The 17,508-nt window shown below is 72.2% G+C and carries 17 protein-coding genes; 7 read left to right on the top strand and 10 right to left on the bottom strand.

Annotated features, from left to right (window positions below):
* Nucleotides 1-2 precede the first annotated feature (2 nt).
* Nucleotides 3-1,241 (top strand): acyltransferase family protein, encoded by a 1,239-nt coding sequence (locus tag K6U06_RS14430; RefSeq protein WP_262322648.1) that lies wholly within the window; start codon nucleotides 3-5, stop codon nucleotides 1,239-1,241.
* Here the strand turns inward: K6U06_RS14430 and K6U06_RS14425 are convergent.
* The 5 genes from K6U06_RS14425 to K6U06_RS14405 are packed head-to-tail and all read right to left on the bottom strand — an operon-like array spanning nucleotide 1,219 to nucleotide 6,582.
* Nucleotides 1,219-2,052 (bottom strand): FkbM family methyltransferase, encoded by an 834-nt coding sequence (locus tag K6U06_RS14425; RefSeq protein ID WP_262322647.1) that lies wholly within the window; start codon nucleotides 2,050-2,052, stop codon nucleotides 1,219-1,221. The two genes, K6U06_RS14430 and K6U06_RS14425, sit on opposite strands and share 23 nt — an antisense overlap.
* Nucleotides 2,052-3,209, bottom strand: a complete 1,158-nt coding sequence (locus K6U06_RS14420; RefSeq protein WP_262322646.1) for a glycosyltransferase family 2 protein — start codon at nucleotides 3,207-3,209, stop codon at nucleotides 2,052-2,054. Before K6U06_RS14420 ends, K6U06_RS14425 begins: the two co-directional genes overlap by 1 nt.
* Nucleotides 3,209-3,535 (bottom strand): hypothetical protein, encoded by a 327-nt coding sequence (locus tag K6U06_RS14415; protein WP_262322645.1) that lies wholly within the window; start codon nucleotides 3,533-3,535, stop codon nucleotides 3,209-3,211. The genes K6U06_RS14420 and K6U06_RS14415 overlap by 1 nt, the downstream gene beginning before the upstream one ends.
* 51 nt (nucleotides 3,536-3,586) lie before the next feature.
* On the bottom strand, nucleotides 3,587-5,524 hold the full coding sequence (locus tag K6U06_RS14410) for a glycosyltransferase (RefSeq protein ID WP_262322644.1): 1,938 nt from the start codon (nucleotides 5,522-5,524) through the stop codon (nucleotides 3,587-3,589).
* On the bottom strand, nucleotides 5,521-6,582 hold the full coding sequence (locus tag K6U06_RS14405; protein ID WP_410051053.1) for an NAD-dependent epimerase/dehydratase family protein: 1,062 nt from the start codon (nucleotides 6,580-6,582) through the stop codon (nucleotides 5,521-5,523). Before K6U06_RS14405 ends, K6U06_RS14410 begins: the two co-directional genes overlap by 4 nt.
* Before the next feature lie 204 nt (nucleotides 6,583-6,786).
* On the opposite strand from K6U06_RS14405, the gene K6U06_RS14400 reads away from it, so the two are divergent.
* The 4 genes from K6U06_RS14400 to K6U06_RS14385 are packed head-to-tail and all read left to right on the top strand — an operon-like array spanning nucleotide 6,787 to nucleotide 10,856.
* Nucleotides 6,787-8,013 (top strand): ABC transporter ATP-binding protein, encoded by a 1,227-nt coding sequence (locus K6U06_RS14400; protein WP_262322642.1) that lies wholly within the window; start codon nucleotides 6,787-6,789, stop codon nucleotides 8,011-8,013.
* Nucleotides 7,982-8,425 carry a hypothetical protein gene (locus tag K6U06_RS14395; protein WP_262322641.1) on the top strand — a complete coding sequence of 148 codons (444 nt, stop codon included), beginning with the start codon at nucleotides 7,982-7,984 and terminating at the stop codon, nucleotides 8,423-8,425. The genes K6U06_RS14400 and K6U06_RS14395 overlap by 32 nt, the downstream gene beginning before the upstream one ends.
* Nucleotides 8,422-9,546 carry a glycosyltransferase family 4 protein gene (locus tag K6U06_RS14390; RefSeq protein ID WP_262322640.1) on the top strand — a complete coding sequence of 375 codons (1,125 nt, stop codon included), beginning with the start codon at nucleotides 8,422-8,424 and terminating at the stop codon, nucleotides 9,544-9,546. Before K6U06_RS14395 ends, K6U06_RS14390 begins: the two co-directional genes overlap by 4 nt.
* A complete protein-coding gene (locus K6U06_RS14385) occupies nucleotides 9,543-10,856 on the top strand; it encodes a glycosyltransferase family 4 protein (RefSeq protein WP_262322639.1) in 1,314 nt (437 codons plus the stop codon). Before K6U06_RS14390 ends, K6U06_RS14385 begins: the two co-directional genes overlap by 4 nt.
* Before the next feature lie 34 nt (nucleotides 10,857-10,890).
* Here K6U06_RS14385 and K6U06_RS14380 read toward each other — a convergent pair whose 3' ends face one another.
* Entirely contained in the window at nucleotides 10,891-12,480 is a 1,590-nt protein-coding gene (locus tag K6U06_RS14380; RefSeq protein ID WP_262322638.1) for a glycosyltransferase family 2 protein, read from the bottom strand.
* Between the two features lie 51 nt (nucleotides 12,481-12,531).
* Nucleotides 12,532-13,242 carry a hypothetical protein gene (locus tag K6U06_RS14375; protein WP_262322637.1) on the bottom strand — a complete coding sequence of 237 codons (711 nt, stop codon included), beginning with the start codon at nucleotides 13,240-13,242 and terminating at the stop codon, nucleotides 12,532-12,534.
* Nucleotides 13,243-13,283: 41 nt separating this feature from the next.
* Here K6U06_RS14375 and K6U06_RS14370 point away from each other — a divergent pair, with 41 nt between their 5' ends.
* Nucleotides 13,284-13,601, top strand: a complete 318-nt coding sequence (locus tag K6U06_RS14370; protein ID WP_262322636.1) for a hypothetical protein — start codon at nucleotides 13,284-13,286, stop codon at nucleotides 13,599-13,601.
* 59 nt (nucleotides 13,602-13,660) lie between these two features.
* Complete coding sequence (locus K6U06_RS14365; RefSeq protein WP_262322635.1) at nucleotides 13,661-14,887, top strand: glycosyltransferase family 2 protein; 1,227 nt, start codon at nucleotides 13,661-13,663, stop codon at nucleotides 14,885-14,887.
* A 23-nt stretch (nucleotides 14,888-14,910) separates the two neighbouring features.
* On the opposite strand, the gene K6U06_RS14360 is transcribed toward K6U06_RS14365, so the two are convergent.
* Genes K6U06_RS14360 through K6U06_RS14350 form a run of 3 tightly spaced genes read right to left on the bottom strand, consistent with a single transcriptional unit; the run spans nucleotide 14,911 to nucleotide 17,460 of the window.
* Nucleotides 14,911-15,651: a hypothetical protein gene (locus K6U06_RS14360; RefSeq protein ID WP_262322634.1), complete on the bottom strand. Its 741-nt coding sequence runs from the start codon at nucleotides 15,649-15,651 to the stop codon at nucleotides 14,911-14,913.
* 4 nt (nucleotides 15,652-15,655) lie between these two features.
* Complete coding sequence (locus K6U06_RS14355; RefSeq protein ID WP_262322633.1) at nucleotides 15,656-16,831, bottom strand: glycosyltransferase family 4 protein; 1,176 nt, start codon at nucleotides 16,829-16,831, stop codon at nucleotides 15,656-15,658.
* Between the two features lie 50 nt (nucleotides 16,832-16,881).
* Entirely contained in the window at nucleotides 16,882-17,460 is a 579-nt protein-coding gene (locus K6U06_RS14350; protein WP_262322794.1) for an ATP-dependent Clp protease proteolytic subunit, read from the bottom strand.
* Nucleotides 17,461-17,508 lie beyond the last annotated feature (48 nt).

Raw genomic sequence — 17,508 nt, 5'->3', positions numbered from 1 at the left:
GGATGGGCATGACTGACACGACGTCACGGGACCCAGCGGCCGCCCCGGTCGGTGTCTCGCCCGCCCGCGGTTTCCTCGGGGGGCTGGAGATGCTCCGGGCAGTCGCTGCCAGCGCCGTGGTCGTCGATCACACCTGGGCGCTCACCACGAGCCCCCATTTTCAGGGTTATTGGCTTGTAGAGGGGCTCGGAGAGTGGGGAGTATCGCTCTTCTTCCTCATCTCCGGGTTTATCCTGGTCGACAGCTTCTGGAACGAGCCACCCGTGTCAGCCAGGGTTTTTTGGATCCGGCGGGTCTTCCGGATTGCTCCCGCTTACTACGTCAACGTGGCGATCTTGTTTCTCTTCTTTGCGTCCACTTCACAGGTCTTCTCGGGGCAAGGAATCAAGCAGGTCGCCGCCAGCGCTACGTTTACCCACTGGCTCTTCCCGAACACCGCCTCGTCCCTCAACGTCAATGGAGCTTTGTGGACGCTCAGTATTGAGATGTGCCTGTACCTGATGATGCCCTTGATGGCATGGTCGATGCGGCGGCGACCGTGGCTCGGTGCTGGGTGCATGCTGGCGATCGGCATCGGTTACCGATTGTGGATAACGTTCGACGGAAACTGGCTTGAGCATCGATACTTCGAACATTCTCCCGTTGGTTCGGCGACCGCCCGCCTGTTCATGCAACGACAGTTCATCGGAGTGCTGCCGCTGTTCGTGATCGGCATGCTCCTCCGCCGGCTTGTCCTGCGCTGGCAGGCGGCACATGACCAGCCGTCGGCGCGGCTGAGCCCCTTGCTACTGGTGGCATTGCTGATCCCCAGCCTGGCGCTTCTGCGTTTCGTTGAGCGCGCCAGTGATTTCCACCACCCGTTCTTCTTCACCTTCTACGAACTTGGCCTGGTCACGGTCATGGCCCCAGCGCTCGTATACGCAGCGCTGTGGTCTGCGTCGTCCCCGTCGATGAGCGGGCGTGCGCTGGTCTGGCTGGGCGAGCGCAGCTACAGCCTCTATCTCTGGCACTTCCCGATCATTCTGGCGGTGTTCGGTCGAGGCCCTGAGGTCCAGCCTGCCAACATGCGCTACTTCTGGGTGAAGGTGGTGGCGGTGGCAGTGCTCTCCGTCGCTGCTGCGGCGATCAGCTACGCAGCGATCGAGCGGCCGGCACGGACCTACGGCAGGAGGATTGCCCGGCGGCTAGGCAGCAGCGAGCGCACCCCTCGCGCTGCGGTCAGCGTTCCAGCAGCAGGTTGACCTGACCGTCGGGCCCGGCGGCGTCGCAGCGCAGCAGGATCTCCGAGTCGGTCAGCTCCTCGAGGTCATCCCCCTGGCTGACCAAGACGCGGAAGCCGAACAGCTCCCGGTAACGGACCAGGCGCTCGCCCGGGTCGACGTCGCGCTCACGGAGGGCCGCGGGCCAAAACTCCGCGACCACGCAGAGCCGCTCCGCAGCCCGGATGGTCTGGCGCAAGCCGGTGAGCACCTCGAGCTCCCATCCCTGCACATCGAGTTTGATGACGTCGAAGGTGCGCCCGGCGAAGATCTCGTCCCCCGGCACGGCGGGTACCACGATGTCGACCAGTTCCGAATCGCCGGCGGTGACGTCCGCGACCCTGGCGTCCCCCACATTGTGCTCCGCTGCGTGGATGCTGAGCGTCGTCCGCCGGTGGTCGAGGGCGACGGGCCACACGGCGGCGTCCACCCCGTTCAGCCAGAGGTTCATGCGCAGCAGCTCGCAAGTGGGGGGAAAGGGCTCCACCGCGTCCACCCGGATCCCGGGATGGGCCTTGGCCGCCAGCAGGCTGAAGTACCCGATGTTGGCGCCCACGTCCAGGAACCGGCTGCCGGGGCGCAGCAGCCGGCGCAGGAGGCGACCCTCCTCCGGCTCCCAGGTGCCTCGGTTGCGCAGGTGGTCGCGCATCACCTCGTCGGCGGCCGACACCCAGAGGGTGCCCACGTCGACGGTCAGCTTCTCGTAGGGGCCGGCGGTGAGGCTGCGGGGCAGCGTGGCCGCCGAGGGCTCGGGGGTCGGAGCGGCCGCCCGCAGGGAGGCGAAGGCCCGCATCACACCCGCTCCGGGTAGGAGTAGTGGTCACGGACCGCCGCCGCGCCGAAGGCTGCCTGCAGTGGGCCCAGGGCCGACCCGCGGTCGAACACGTCGATGTTGGCCGGCGGCCCGCCCATTTCCTCGACGATTGCCTCAGGGGCGCTCCGGCCGGCGAGGGGCACGACGGCGGAGAAACCCCGGAACTCGAGCAGGAGGTCGCTGCCGTGGGCCTCCGGGCGGAGGATGCAGCGAGGCACCAGGCTGTCGCCCGGCAGGTCGTGGAGCCAGCTGAGGTGCAGGCTGTAGCCGTAGGCTCGGGCGCCGTCGCGGATGATTCGCAGCGCGGCATTGCGGTGCAGCGTCTGGAGGATCCCCGAGTACACGAACGCCTCCACCTGCTGGCGGAACATCGGGTAGCGCAGGTCGATGATCCGCTCGTTGGCGGGCACGGTGGTGTGGCCGTGGCTGAGCAGGCCGGCGTCGGTCGTCGACCCCTGCCCGCTGTGATACGCGAACACGCCCGGCGCCAGGGTGATGCGGTACCCGGCCGCCCGGCTGCGCTGCGTCCAGTCCGTTTCCTCGCAGTAACCCCGCCCGAAGACCGGGTCCATGAGCCCGACGGTCGCCATCACCTTGGTCGGCACCAGCATGCAAAACGAGATGCCCGCGGGGATGTCGATCGCCGCGTGGCCGAACTCGCCGGCCAGGGACGCCGACACCCAGTCGGCGACGCCCGGCTCGGCCAGGTACCGGTCGGGCATCGTGTTGGGCAGCGAGTAGACCGACACGTTGTTGGAGAAGGCAGTGACCGACCCGATGGACGGATCGGTGCGGGCCACCTCCACGAGCTGCTCGATCAGGTTGGCCGGCATGATGATGTCGGAGTTGCAGATCACGACGTAGTCGTAACCTCCGCGCTGGGCGGCGAGCATGCCCATGTTGACGTTGCGGGGAATGCCGAGGTTGCGGGGGGAGCGGTAGTAGCCGATGCGGCGCTCGGCGCACGCCGCCTCCACCCGCTCGCTCCAACCCGGCGCCGGGCTGGCGTCGTCGAGGACGAGCGCATCCACACCGGGCTGCTCGCTGAGGCGGGCCGCCGAGTCCAAGCACTGGAAAACGACGTCCTTGCCGTTGTAGAGGGTGATGGCGAGCAGAACCCTCGGGGCGGCGGCCACTAGCGGCTGGCCAGGCGCCGCGCCGCCCGGGCGGCCCTTATCACCATGTAACCGCGCGACGCCCGCAGCGCTTGGAGCTCGGTGGCGTTGTGGTGGTTCGCGGCCAGCAGGTCGCGGTGCTCCAAGCGGAGCAGCTCAAGCTCCGTCTTCAGCGCCCGCCGGTCCTCGGTCACGTCGATGAGCCGCTGGGTCAGGTCCATCACCCGGCGGTTGGCGATCTCGAAGTCACGAAGGGCCTGCTCGAGGGACACCGAGTCCAGCTGGTCAGCGATCGACCCACCCGGACCGGATGGGGCTTCGCTCTGGGAGGGCTCCTTCGAGGTCATCGGCGCAACGTTAGTGGTCGCCGATCCCGGGAAGGGCGACGCCCCCGGGCGTCACCGGCCCACCGGGGGAAGCGCCAGGACCGCCTGGTAGGCGGCGACGAGGCCCGCAGCGGTGGCATCCCAGGTGAGCGGCGTCCCCGCCGCCAGGACGTGCGCGGTCTGCTGGGTGCGCAGGGCGGGGTCCGCCAGCAGCCGGGCCATCGCCGCGGCCAGGTACTCGGGGGCCCACGACTCGGCGCTAACCGGTGGCGTACCCCCCATCTCCCGCAGGGGCCCGAAGCTGACCGCCACGGTGGGGGTCCCCAGGCGCGCCGCCTCGAACGGCACCAGGCCGAACCCTTCCGCGGCGGTGGGGTAGAGCAACATCTCGGCGTGGCGGAGGAGCCAGGTGCGCTCCTCGCTCGCCACGTCGGGAAGTTCAATGACGCCGTCGTCGAACCGGCGCGCCAGCGTCTCGTCGCGCCGCGACGAGCCCACGGGCACCTGGGCGCCGACCAGGATGCCGGTCACCGAGTAGCTCCCGTCCCGCAGCAGCTGCAGGGCCCGGACGGCCAGGTCCCGCTGCTTGTGGGCGTAGGTCGTGCCCAGCACCACGACGAAGGGCCGCCCGACGAGGGCCGGGTCGAGCAGCGCCTCGGGCGGGCGCTCGGCGGCGTCGGCAGGCATGTGGTCGGTGCCGTTGGGAACCGTGAATAGCCGCTCCTCGCTGACCGGGAGCGCCTCGGCCCGGCAGGCCTGCCGGACGTCGTCGCTGATGACCACCACTCCGTCCGCGCCGCCGACGGCGGCGGTGACCGAGGACCGGTACTCCAGCCACGACCGCTCGCTCACGAAGTAGGAGCCGGTCCGGTAGGCGATGAGATCCTGGAGGGTGATGAGGACCCTCCGCTCCTCTCCCCGGAGCGCGTCGAGGTCGATCGGGGAGTCGGGCTGGAAGGGGCGGTGCACCACGTCGCTACCCGCCGCGCATGCAGTGACAGGGGTGGCGGGCCGGGCGTCGATCGCGCGGTCGATCAGGTACGGGGCGGCGTAGCCCGGCACCGGCCCCGGGAGGGGAAGGACCACCCGCCGCACCGCCGGATGGCGGGCCAGCGCAGCGACGAGAGCCAAGGTCTGGACCTGGGTGCCGGTCTCAAGCGGGCCGACCGAGCCGCCGTCGACAGTGACGGTCAGGCCCGCGCTCAGGATTCGCGCCCGCTGGTGGGCGATGCGCAGCGGGCTGCGCGGATCGTCGATCTCCTGCTCGAGCATCGCGCCGAAGATCCGGTGGCGGTGTGCCAGCCACGCCCGGTCGGTCGGGGTGAGATCGCCGGCGCCGATCCCCGTCGTGTCGGGATGGCGCATCAAGAAGGTCGAGGGGTCGAGCAAGTTCAGGAGGCCTCGGCTGCGTGCTCGCAGGCCGAAGTCGGCGAAGCGGGCGTCGACGCTGCACTCCTCTGCGAGGGGACCGACGGCGGACAGAGCGGCGCCGCTGAGCAGCACGGCCCCTCCGACCGGGTAGAGGACCGGCACCGGCGAAAGTGCGGGGCTGGTGCGACGCAGCGCCGCGGTCAGGGTGGTGGCGTCGAAGCCGAGGGGCGCTTGCAGCCAGGGCACGTTGCGGTTGGGGAGGCTGAGCACGCCGGCGGCGTTCGACCAGAAGCACACGCTGGCCACGCGGATGTCCGACTCCATCACCTCGAGCGCAGACTCGATGGGCCCGGCGGGGAACTCCACTCCGTCCGCCACGGCCAGGATGGCGTGGAACCCCGCCGCTGCCAGGGCGTCGACGGCGGCGGCGAGCGATGGCACCTCGAGGGTGACTTGCGCCATGGGCGCGAGCAGGTCCACCGGTTCTCCCGCGGCCGCGGCCACCACGAGCGGGATTCCCATTCCTTGAATCGAGCGGATTGAACCGACGAAGCGCTCGGCGGCGTCGCCGTAGCCGGTGGAGGGGACGAAGACCAGGGCCACGGCGGGGGCGTCTGCGGCGAGCTCCGAGAGGGTCACTCCCCGACCTCGCGCATCCAGCCGACCAGCTGTGCAAGGCCGTCGTCGAGCCCGACCTTCGGCTGCCACCCGAGTTCTTGCATGGTCGGTTCGATGTCGCAAGACGCCGCTCTGACGTCGCCGTCGCGGAAGCGGCCGCTGACCACGGGTTCGGGGGCGCCAGCTATCCGGGCGATGCGGGCGGCGGCGTCCAAGATGGTGGTCGGCGCACCCGAGCCGACGTCGAGCACCCGCGACTGTTCCGGTGGTCGGTCGATGGCCGCGGCCAGTGCCGTCACCACGTCTCCGACGAACACGAAGTCGCGCAGGATCAGGCCGTCCTCGTACACGTCGAGGGACGAGTGGGCCGACGCCAGCCTGGCGAAGAGGGTGAGAATGCCTGTGTAGAAGTTGGTGGGCGACTGGCCGGGTCCGTAGACGTTCTGCAGTCGGAGCACCGACAGACGCGAGTTCATCGCCGCGCACCACGCCCGCAGGACCAGCTCCTGGGTCAGCTTGGTGGCGGCGTAGATGTTGGACGGGTTGGGGACGGTGCGCCCCGCCCGCGCCGGCACGTGCACCAGCGCCTCCCCCTCGGCGCCGACGGGGTCCCAGCGGCCGGCGGCCAGATCCTCGTGCCGCCTGGGCGGCGGGTTGCAGCTGCCGCCGCCGGCGGCGGCGGTCCATTCGCCCTCTCCGTAGACCGCCCGCGAGGAGGCCAGGATGAAGTGCTCGGGTGTGTAACCCTGGGCGCTGAAAGCGTCGAGCATCCGGGTGGTGCCGACGACATTCACCATGCCGTGACGGCTGGCCTCGGTGAGCGACTGCCCGGTGCCGGTCTCCGCTGCCAGGTGCACGACCACCGACGGCGCGTGGAGTCGCAGGAGGGTCCCCCAGGTCTGCTCGACGGTCACGTCCAAGGGGACCAGCTCCACTTCCCGGGGCAGGTCCGCCGGCCACCCCCGCCCCGGGTGCACCTGGGGGTGGAGGTAGTCGGCGACGATCACCCGGTCGCCGCGGGCCAGCAGATCCCGGGCCAGGCGGCTGCCGATGAACCCGGCGCCCCCGGTGATGAGCACCACCCTCGGACCGGCGGTCATGTGGATCGGGTTCCTCCTGGTCGGTGTCAAACGTATGGGCCCCCGCAGGGCGGGGAGGGTTCCGGCGAAGCGACCGAGCCTAGGAGAAGGCCTCGCCCCCGGTCGCGCACCGGGCCTGTAGTACCCTCGCGGGAATGCTTTCGAGCGACCCGACTGCGCCAACAAGGGAGCCTGGCGGCAGCCATGGGCGCTGACATTGCAGTAGCCGTGGCGGATGTCTCGAAGAAGTACCGCCTTTACCACGAGCGCAACCAGTCGCTCAAGGCTGCCGTCATGCGCGGCCGGCGGGCGATCGCGGAGGAGTTCTGGGCGCTGCGGGACGTCTCGTTCGAAGTGCCGGCTGGCAAGACCTTCGGTCTGATCGGGGAGAACGGTTCGGGTAAGAGCACCATGCTCAAGTGTCTGGCCCGCATCCTCGTCCCCGATGGCGGCACCGTAGACGTGCGGGGCAAGGTGTCGGCGCTCCTGGAGCTGGGCGCCGGCTTCCACCCGGAGCTGTCGGGCCGGGAGAACGTCTACCTCAACGGGGCGATCCTCGGCCTGCGACGCAAGGAGCTCGAGCGTCGCTTCGACGACATCGTCGACTTCGCCGGCGTCGGTCAGTTCATCGACGAGCCGGTGAAGAACTACTCGTCGGGAATGTATGTCCGCCTCGGGTTCTCCGTGGCCATCAACGTGGATCCCGACGTGCTGCTCGTCGACGAGGTGCTGGCGGTGGGCGACGAGGCTTTCCAGCGCAAGAGCTCGGAGAAGTTTGCGGAGCTGAAGGAGCGCGGCACGACCATCGTGGTCGTGTCCCACTCCATGGGTTCGGTCCAGACCCTCTGCGACGAGGTGGCGTGGTTCGAGCACGGCCACCTGAAGGAGATCGGCGCTCCTCGCGACGTCATCGAGGCCTACACCGGCGAGGTGCAGGTCGACCGCCGCATCGACGAGGACGGCCAGGTCCGGTGGGGGAGCGGTGAGGTCCGGATCACCCAGGTGGAGTGGCTGGATCCCGACGGTGCCCCGCTCAAGGGCATCCACACCGGAGCCCCCGCGAAGGTCCGGATGCACTACGAGGCGGCGGAGCGCGTCGTGCAGCCCGGCTTCGGTCTGGCCTTCCGCACGATCGAGGGGATGCCCATCAGCGGCCCCAACTCCATCGACGTGGACTGCATCCCCGACGCCATCGAAGGCCGGGGCTACGTGGATGTCGACTTCGACCGGCTCCTCCTCCTGCCCGGCACCTATGACCTGAGCGTCGGGATCTGCGACCGGACCAAGTTCCACACCTACGACCACCGGCAGAACCTCCAGCGCCTCGATGTCGAGCGGGGATCCATCTACGAGCAGTTCGGGTACGTGTCGCTGGCGCCGCGCTGGACCATCACGCCGCATGATCGGCGCGACGCTCCGGCCGCCTCCTGACCGTGGGTCGGCGACCCACCCGGCGGCGGCCCGGGTGAACCAGCGCCGCGCCGAGGACGACCGCTACGTGGCCGAGGTGCGCGCCGCCATGGACCGGCTCTCGGCGCGCACGACCGACAGCGGGGAGGCCGAGGCCGCCCTGGCCCTGGTGGAGCATGCCGCCGCGGTCGACGTCGACGCGCCGGTGGCCTCCGTCGCGCCCGCCGCCCGGTACCTGAAGGTTGGGGTCAAGCGTCTGGCCGGCTGGTACCTGCGGTACCTGGGCGAGCAGGTGGCCGACCTGGGCAAGGCAACCGCCGAGCTGGGCGTCGCGCTCATCGAGCGCACCGACCGCCTCGAGGGCACCAGCGCCGCCACCATCGCCGAGCTTGCGGCGCTGCGGGCCCGCGTCGAGGACCTCGAGCGCCGGTGAGCGTCCCTGTCGAGCGCATCGACCAGTTCGTCCCCGGATTCGCCCCCTTCGATGCCATCGGATCCCACGTTCTGGAGCTGCGCCGCCTGCTGCGGGCCCGGGGCTTTCCCTCTGACATCTGGGGGGAGCACATCGACCCCCGCGTCGGAGCCGACGCCCGCCCCTACCGGGAGTGCCCGCCCCGCAGCGAGGGACGGGTGCTGCTCTACCAGCTGTCCACCGGCAGCCCAATGGCCGCCTGGCTGGCCGAGGCAGCCGCGGCCGGGCAGCCGGTGTGGGCGAATTATCACAACATCACTCCGGCCCGGTATTTCGCTCGCTGGGAGCCCGAGGCGGCCGCCAGCATGGTCACCGCCCGCCAGGAGATGGCGGCGCTGGCGCCGGTGGCGGCCCGGGCGCTGGCCGTGTCGGGCTACAACGAGACGGAGCTGATCGCGGCCGGCTACCCCTCGACGGCCACCGCCCCGCTCCTGGTCGACCTGGACCGATATCACGACGATCCCGACCCTGCGGTGCTCGCCCGGTTGCAGCGCCGGCGCGACGGTGGAGGGGCTACGTGGCTGTTCGTCGGGCGCATCGCGCCCAACAAGTGCCAGCACCACCTGATCGGGGCGCTGGCCCTGTACCGCCGGTTTCACGACCCCCGAGCCCGCCTTACGCTGGTCGGCGGCGTCACCTCTCCGCGCTACTTGCATTCCTTGCGCCGCCTGTCCGCCCAGCTCGGCGTGACCGACGCGGTGGAGATCCTCGACGGCTTGCCGACCCCGGCCCTCCTGGCCCATTTTGCCACCGCCGACGTGTTCGTGTGCATGTCCGAGCACGAGGGCTTCTGCGTCCCGGTGCTCGAGGCCTTCGAGCTGGGCGTGCCGGTGGTGGCCTACCGGGCCGCCGCGCTCCCCGAAACCGTCGCCGACGCGGGGGTGCTCCTCGACTCGAAGGACCCTCTGGAAGTCGCCGACGCAGTGGCCGGACTGCTGGCCGACGAGGCCCGGCGCGCCGGCCTGGTCAAGGCCGGCCGGGCCCGGGCGTCCGCCTACGCCCTGCCCGTGACGTCGGCTCGCACCATCGAGGTCATTGAGGGGTGGCTGGAAGGCGGCGGGCCCGGCCCGCTACCGGCGTGACCCGCCGGCGGGTGCTGGTGGTCGCCACCGACCCGCTGCAGGACCGGATGCCCGGGCCGGCCATCCGGGCGTGGCACCTGGCCGAGGTCCTCGCCGCAGACCACGACGTGACTCTTGCCGGGACCGCCGGTGTCACCCGCAGCCACCCCGGCATGCGGGTCGTGGCCGCGGACCGGCCGGGTCGGGCGGGGCTTCTGTCCTCGGCCGATGTGGCGATCGTCCCCGCCGGGGTGCTCCACGAGTGGCCGGAGATCGAGGCTGCACCGATCCCGGTGGTGGTCGACCTGTACGACCCCTACCACCTGGAGAACCTCGAGCCGGCTGCTGCGAGCGGCGAGGAAGCCACCCGGGCCGGCCGGGACCGCCGGGTCGACGCGATGCGCTCGGCCATCGACCGCCACCTGCGGCGCGGGGACTTCTTTCTTTGCGCGTCCGAACGCCAGCGGGACTTCTGGCTCGGGTCGCTGGCGTCTGCGGGCCGAGTCAATCCCTACACCTACGACGCCGGGCCGGGGATGGACGCCCTGATCGCAGTGGTGCCCTTCGGGCTGTCGGCAGCTCCGGCGGTGCGTACCGGGCCGAGGCTGCGGGAGCGGATCGCCGGCATCGGAGCCGGCGACCCGGTGCTGCTGTGGGCCGGCGGGGTCTACAACTGGTTCGATCCGCTTTCCCTGGTCCGGGCGGTCGACCTGCTGCGCTCCGACGTCCCCGACGTGCGCCTCGTGTTTCTGGGTATGGGCCATCCCAACCCGGCGGTCCCGGCCATGCGGATGGCCGCCGAGACCCGCCGGCTGGCCCTGGACCTGGGGCTGCGCGACCGGCACGTGTTCTTCAACGAGGGCTGGGTGCCCTACGAGCAGCGCGCCTCGTACCTGCTCGACGCCGACGTGGGGGTGAGCACCCACCTCGACCACATCGAGGCGCGCTTCTCGTTCCGGACCCGGGTCCTCGACTACCTGTGGGCCGGGCTGCCGATGGTGCTGACCGGAGGCGACGTGCTGGCCGACCTGGTGGCCGGCGAGGGCCTCGGGCAGGCGGTCGCCCCCGGGGACGTGGACGGCATCCGCTCGGCGCTGCGCTCGGTGCTCGCCTCCCCCGACCGCCCCGACGCGGAGCGTTTCGCTGCGGTGGCGGAACGGTTCCGCTGGGATCGGGTGGCGGCCCCGCTGGCCGCGTTCTGCGCCGACCCCCGCCCCGCTCCTGACCGGGTGGCCCGGCCGCCGGCGCCTGCCGGCTCGCCGTGGGCGCACGACGCCACGGTGCTGGCGCGCCGCCTGGTGCAGGGCGCGCTCCGGCGGCTGCGGAGCTGAGGGCGAGCCGCGGCGGCCCTGGTGTCGGGAAGGTTCAGTCCGGCCCGGCCGGTGCCGCCGGCCAGTAGGGGTCCTCTCCCTCGTAGCGGCGGCCCCAGCGGCCCAGGATGGCCGCCACCTCAGATGCTCCGACTCCGCCGGTGCGGGACTTCGACTCGAAGTGGCGGAGGTGGGCAAAGGGCGTCCAGAGGATCCGCCGCCCGCTGGCTCGGACCTTGAACGAAAGGTCCACGTCGTTGTAGTTGACCGCGAACCGCTCGGACATGCCCCCGACCTCGTGGAACACGCCGGTGGGCAGCAGCGCGCAGGCCCCCGTGCAGCCCGACACCTCCCGCTCGACGCCGAAACCGAACATCGGGCCTCGCTCGTCGCCGCCCATCCCGTGCCCGATGTTGTCGGGCGTGCGGCGCCGGAACATCAGGCCTCCGTGCTGGATCGTGCCGTCCTCGAAGGTCAGCAGCGGGCCGACCATGCCCACGTCGGGCTGCTGGGCGAGGCCCAGCATCGTCTCGAGCCAGTCCGGGGTGACGAGATCCATGTCGTCGTTGAGCGCCACCAGGTAGTCGCCGGCCGCAGCCAGGGCCCCCCGGTTGATCTTGCGGGCGAAGTGGAACGGCTCGTCGAAGGGCACCAGGGTGAGGCGGTCGCCGGCCACCGCCCGCAGGGCGTCCACGGTGGCGGGCGGGGTGGCGGTGTCGGCGACGACCACCGCCTCCCAGCGGGCCCACGAGCAGCGGGCTACAAGCCCCCGCAGCAGCTCCACGACATACACCCTCTCGCGTCCTCCGACCGTTCCGCTGCTGCCTCGGGTCGGGATGACCAGGCTGACCAGCGGATGGCCCAGCACCGGCCGGCGGATCCGGTACACGCCGGTCGGGTCGACCTGCTCTACCGTGCCGGGCGCACCGGTGCGCGCCAGGTGGTCGGCCACCGCCTGCCGGGCGGCCGCGAACACCTCCGGCCTCCCCACTTGGCCCACCGAGCCCGGCACCAACCGCCAGTGGTAGAGCACCTCGGGGATGTGGGCCACCCGCCGGGCTCGCTCCCCGGCTCGCAGCACCAGGTCGTAGTCCTGGGATCCGTCGAACCCGGGGCGGAACCCCCCCACCTCCGACACCAGAGAGCGGCGCAACGCCGTCAGGTGCCCGGTGTACATCTGGGCCCGTAGCCGCTCGGGGGACCAGTCCGGCTTGCGCATAGGGATGTCCCCGCCCGGGCCGCGGCGATTCTCGTCGGTGTAGACCATGTCGACGAGAGGGTCGGCGCTGATCACCTCCATGCAGCGGGCCAGGGCTTCGGGGGCCAGCTCGTCGTCGTGGTCGACCAGTGCCACCCACCGTCCCGACGCCAGGTCCAAAGCCCGAGCGGACGCGGCGACGATCCCGGCGTTGGCCGCCAAGCGGTCCACGACTATCCGCTCGTCCGCGGCGGCCAGCTCCGCGAGAACCGGGCCGACGTGCGGGGCGCTCGAGCCGTCGTCGACCAGTACCAGCTCCCAGTCGGCGAAGGTCTGGGCCCGCACCGAGGCGACCATGGCCCTCAGGAACGGCTCGGGCGTGTCGAACACCGGCACCAGGATCGACACCTCGGGGGTGCGGCCGGGAGCGTCGGTCGGCGTCGGCATGTGGGCGACGATGGTAGGCGGCCTGATGGCGCGGGCCGCGCCGGGGGCGCCTTAGCTTCCCGGTGCGCCCCGCCGGCGCACGCTGCCCGCGGCCCGCCGGAGCGGACCGACGACGCCCTGGCCGATCCGCCACGACGCCGAGGCCCGCATCGCGTCGAGGGCGGCCGTGGCCGAGCGCAGCGCGGCCGCCGTGGCCCGCTCGGCCTCCACCGTCGCATCCCGTTCGAGCTGCGCCTGGTCACGCCGGTAAGCGGCCTCAGCCAATTCGGCCTCCAAGCCGATGACCCGGTCGGTCAGCGCCAGGACCCGGGCGGTGTCGGCGTCGGCCCGTCGCTGGCCGGTCGCGGCCAGGAGCAGCCGCTCGTAGCGCAGGGCCAGGCCGGCGGGGTCGAGTGGGGCGCGCTCGAGTAGCACGCCCCACGACGTCAGCCACCCGAGGGCGGCGCCAGGCACCCGCCACAGGCCTTCCGCGGCGAAGGCGGCCACCCACTCCGGCAGGCACTGAGGGGAGACGGCCCGCACTCCGGCACCCGCCGGCGGGCACAGCAGCACCGCGTCGGCGCCGCCGAGCGCTCGCGCCACCGCCGGACGCTGCTCGGCCGCCATCCGCTCGAGCGCGGCGCTCAGCACTACCAGGCTGCCCGCCGGCGCCGGCTCGGGCTTCGTCGCGTCGGGGTCTTCCACGATCACCACCGGGCGGTCGCCGGCGAGGGCCTGCAGGCCGGCGGCCCAGCGGTCGTCTGGTCGGCTGGCGTCGCGCACGGCGGATCACCCTAGCGACGCCCCGGGTAGTGTTGGCCCCCGTGGACGCCAGGCAGGCCCGTGACCGCTACCTGCTGGACCCCATCCGTCAGCTCGTTGACGAGCGGGTCGGGGCCGCGGAGCAGGTGACCAGGGAAGAGATCGCCGAGCTGCGACGGATCGTCGGGGACCACGGCGACGCCGCCGACGACGTCGCCGAGGTGTTCGGGCGCACCCTCGCCCGGCTCTCCGCCGAGGTCGGCGCCCTCAGCGAGGAGCTGGCCCGGCTGCGCTCGATCCTCGACCGTCTGGCGGCCGCCGGCGGGATCGCGGCGGGGCCGCCGGCGCAGGGCGCACTGCCCCTGGATGCCCCCCGCTGACGCCTCCCGCTGAAGCGTTCCCCCGGTCCAGGGCGACGGCGAGCGGGAGGCAGTCGGCGGTGCGCGAGGTCGCCGCCGGGACGGGCCCGGCCCGGCCCGCGGCCACGGTCATCGTGCTGTCCTACCAGCCCGGTGCCTGGCTGGCCCCGTGCCTGGAGTCGGCCTTGGGTCAGCGTCTGGCGGGCGGGGTCGAGGTGCTCTGCATCGACAACGGCAGCGCCGGGCGGGCTGCGGCGGCGCTCGCCGCGCCAATCGGCGCCCGGGTCCTGCGCTCGGAGACCAACCTGGGCTTCGCGGGCGGCGTCAACGTGGGGCTGCGCCACGCCAGGGGCGCCCTGGTGGCGCTGCTCAACGACGACGCAGTGGCGGGCCCGGACTGGGTGGCGAGCGCCGCTGCCGCGCTGGAGGACCCCGGGGTCGCCGCGGTCGGGCCCAAGGTGCTGATGGCCGGGTGGTGGCAGCAGGTCCGCCTCGGCGACGCCCGCACCGCGGCGCCCGGCGACCACCGCGTCCTGGGAACCCGGCTGCGCTCGGTGCGCGCCGGCGGCCGGGAGGTGCTCGAGCAGGCCGCCGGCGGAGGCCTCCACGCCATGGAGGGCGAAGCCGGGGAGCGGTGGCGCTGGACGGTGCCCTCCGCGCCGTTCTACGTCCCGGTGCCCGGTCCCAGCCCGGAGCCTGTTGAGGTCGACGGCCGACCCGTCGCCTCCGGCCCCGTGACCCGGTTGGTCAATAAGGCCGGTTCGTACTTGCGCCGCGACGGCGTCCTCGGCGACTTCGGTGCCGAGACCCCCGACGACGGCCGCTTCGACACCAGCCGGGAGTGCTTCTTCGCCAGCGGCACGGCTCTGGTGGCCCGGGGCGCTACCTGGGCCGCGGTCGGCCCGCTGGCCGACGAGTTCTTCGCCTACTACGAGGACGGTGACTGGTGCTGGCGGGCCCGTCTCCTCGGGATGCGGGTCCTCTATGACGCCGGCGCAACGGTCGAGCACCGGGTGTCGGCGACCAGCGGCGGACAGGTCTCCTCCTGGGTTCGCTACCTGGCCGAGCGCAACCGGACCCTGTGCCTGCTGCGCAACGCCCCGGCCGCGGTCGCCGCCGCGGAGCTGCGCCGTCGCGCTCTCGCCGGCCCCCTCGACGGGGTCCGTCGGGCAGTTCTGAGCGCCGCGCCCGCGGCGCTTTGGTCCCGCCGGAGGATGCGCCGGCAGCGAACCGTCGATCCTCGGGCAGTTTGGGACCGCTGGGCCGGGGTGGACACAACCTGGGAGGGGGGGCCGCCCGAGGGCTGAGCCGGCCTTCGCCGACCGAGCGGTCAGCGGCTGCGTGCGGCGGCGGCCGAGCGCAACGCTCGCAAAGCCGAGCGGGCCGCCGGAGCCCGGGAGCCGAGCAGCCGCCGGGCGGCCACCCCGGCGATCCCCCGCGCCCGCAACTTCCACGGGATCTCGGGCGGGCCTAGGGGCGAGACCTGTGCCACGCCGGCCCGGAGGCGGTCGCCGGCTGCGTAGTCGTGTACTGCGCGTCGTCCCTCGGCCACCGCCCCGTCCTCCCCGGTGGCCCTGGGGCGGGGGGTGGGGGGCGGCCCGGCGGCGGAATGGGGGCCGCGCACCTCGGTGGCGGCCCGCCGAAGCGGGGCCAGCACCCATGCGGGGACGCCCAGATCGCCGGTGACCACCAGCGTCACCTCCTCGAAGGCGCCGAAGGCCCGGGCTAGGAGCCCGGCGGTGAGAACGGCGTTGGCCAAGCCCAGTGGCCCGCGCCCGGCGACCAGCGGAACGCCAGCTTCCGCGCAGAACACCAGGCCGCCGGCGCCGGTCTTGCGCCGAACGTTGTGGAGCCGCCGGGCGGCCAGCGGGCCGGCGATGCGCACTGCCAGGTGCGCGGCCGACGGGCGGGGGGACACCACCGTGACCACCTCGCCCGCCGTCCACGCCGCCAGCACCTCAGCCCGGGTGGCCGACGCAGCCGGACCGGGCACCGGGTGGTAGCTGCCGTAGACCAGCGTGGTGGTGCCGGGCACCTGGGGGCCGAGCGGCTCGCCGGGGCTGGCGGCCACCGGGTTATGTCCAGGCACGCAGGTCGGCCTCCATCCGATCCAGCACGACCGGCCAGGTGCAGTTGTCGAGCACGTAGCGCCGCCCGGCGGCGGCCATTTCGGCCCGGCCGTTGGGGTTTGCCGCCACCCAGTGCAACGCCTCGCCCAGCTCGAACCCGTCGGAGTAGGTGAGGCCCCCACCTGAGCGCTCGATGTGCCAGTTGACGACCTCGCTGCCGGCCACCGAGAGCACCGGGGAGCCGGCGAGCCAAGCCTCCATCACCGTCCGGGAGAAGCTTTCCATCCGGCTGGGCTGCGCGTAGGCGGTGGCGGCGGCGAAGGCGCTGTCGCGCTCCTCGTCGGGCAGGAAGCCCAGGTCGATCACCCGGTCGGCGATCGACGCCGGGGGGTCCACCTCGCCCACGCCGAAGGTCACCAGGTCCATGTCCACGCCCACCTCCCGTACCGCTACCGCGAACATGTCGACCAGCGCGTCCCAGCCTTTGTCGCGCTCGCGTCGACCGGCGTAGAGCAGGAACGGGCGGCGCAGCCGGTGGCGGGCCACGAACCCGTCGGGGTCGTAGCCTTGCGGGACCGCCACCCCCGACCCGGTCACGGTGTGGCGGGGCGCCACCGGGCCCAGCCGGTGGGCCAAGAGGTGCTCGGGCTCGGAGAGGAACCACACAGAGGCGGCATCGGCGACGACCGGGCGGATGACGTCGAGACGGGCGTAGACCTCGTCGTGCAAGCACGGGACCACCACCGCCTTCTCGGCCACTGCCGGCATGCAGACGGTCGTGGTCCAGAACAGGTACGGCGAGAACACCACGGCGTCGTAGCTGTCGGCGTAGCGCAGCAGGTGGTGGTACAGGCCCGGCACCTGGAACCGCCAGCTCAGCCATGTGATCTGCTCGTCCAGGCTCGGCATGATCCCCGCCGTCAGGCGGCGCTGGATGGCTTCGCCCGCCCGCCCCCCATGGTGGACCATCCGGAAACGGCGGACCCGCAGACCGCCAACCTCCTCTTCGCCCTCCGGCAGGTCGTTGCCCCAGGCGTAGTGGTCGAGGGCCGTCGTGGTCAGGACCTCGACGTCCCAGCCCCTCGAGGCCAGCCCGAGGGCGGTCTCTCTCGAAACCGCTTCGGACCCGCCCACCACGGTGTCCCCGAAGCGCGGGGGCACGATCGCCAGCCTGCCAACCACCGGGCGACCCTACCAGGGGTCTCGCTGGCGCCAGCCGTCAGCCGTCAGACTCAGGCGTTGGCCGGCTCGGTGACGTCGGGGGCCTTCTCGATCACCGCGTCGATGAAGCCGTAGGCCTTCGCCTCCTCGGCAGTGAACCAGCGGTCCCGGTCGGAGTCGGCTTCGATCCGCTCGATGGGCTGGCCGGTGTGGAAGGCGATGCGCTCGGCCATCATCCGCTTCAGGTAGATGATCTGCTCCGCCTGGATGGCGATGTCCGCGGCCTGGCCCTGGGCCTGGCCCGACGGCTGGTGCATGAGGATCCGGGAGTGGGGGAGGGCGAAGCGCTTGCCGGGCTCGCCGGCGCAGAGCAGGAACTGTCCCATCGACGCCGCCAGACCCATGCACACCGTCGAGACGTCGCAGGGGACGAACTGCATCGTGTCGTAGATCGCCAGCCCGGCGGTCACCGACCCGCCGGGGGAGTTGATGTAGAGGCTGATGTCCTTCTTGTTGTCCTCGGCCGCGAGCAGCAGCAGCTGGGCGCAGATCAGGTTGGCGCTGGTGTCGTCGACCTGGGTGCCGAGGAAGACGATCCGCTCCCGCAGGAGGCGCCCGTAGATATCGAGGGACCGGTCCCCGCCCTGCATCTGGGCGGTGGGGGAGAAGGTCGGCTGATCAGGCATGGCCGGAGGATA

Source organism: Acidiferrimicrobium sp. IK (genome assembly GCF_025499425.1).
In the GTDB taxonomy this organism is placed as follows: Bacteria; Actinomycetota; Acidimicrobiia; order Acidimicrobiales; family Palsa-688; genus Acidiferrimicrobium.
Note: the sequence above shows the minus strand (reverse complement) of the source record. Positions and strands in the feature narration are given on the sequence as shown.

What these genes read in the sequence shown, in the direction of transcription:
- K6U06_RS14380 (WP_262322638.1), bottom strand. Translation starts at nt 12,480, where the DNA reads ATGCCGACGCCGACCGACGCTCCCGGCCGCACCCCCGAGGTGTCGATC.
- K6U06_RS14425 (WP_262322647.1), bottom strand. Translation starts at nt 2,052, where the DNA reads ATGCGGGCCTTCGCCTCCCTGCGGGCGGCCGCTCCGACCCCCGAGCCC.
- K6U06_RS14400 (WP_262322642.1), top strand. Translation starts at nt 6,787, where the DNA reads ATGGGCGCTGACATTGCAGTAGCCGTGGCGGATGTCTCGAAGAAGTAC.
- K6U06_RS14350 (WP_262322794.1), bottom strand. Translation starts at nt 17,460, where the DNA reads ATGCAGGGCGGGGACCGGTCCCTCGATATCTACGGGCGCCTCCTGCGG.
- K6U06_RS14395 (WP_262322641.1), top strand. Translation starts at nt 7,982, where the DNA reads ATGATCGGCGCGACGCTCCGGCCGCCTCCTGACCGTGGGTCGGCGACC.
- K6U06_RS14430 (WP_262322648.1), top strand. Translation starts at nt 3, where the DNA reads ATGGGCATGACTGACACGACGTCACGGGACCCAGCGGCCGCCCCGGTC.
- K6U06_RS14415 (WP_262322645.1), bottom strand. Translation starts at nt 3,535, where the DNA reads ATGACCTCGAAGGAGCCCTCCCAGAGCGAAGCCCCATCCGGTCCGGGT.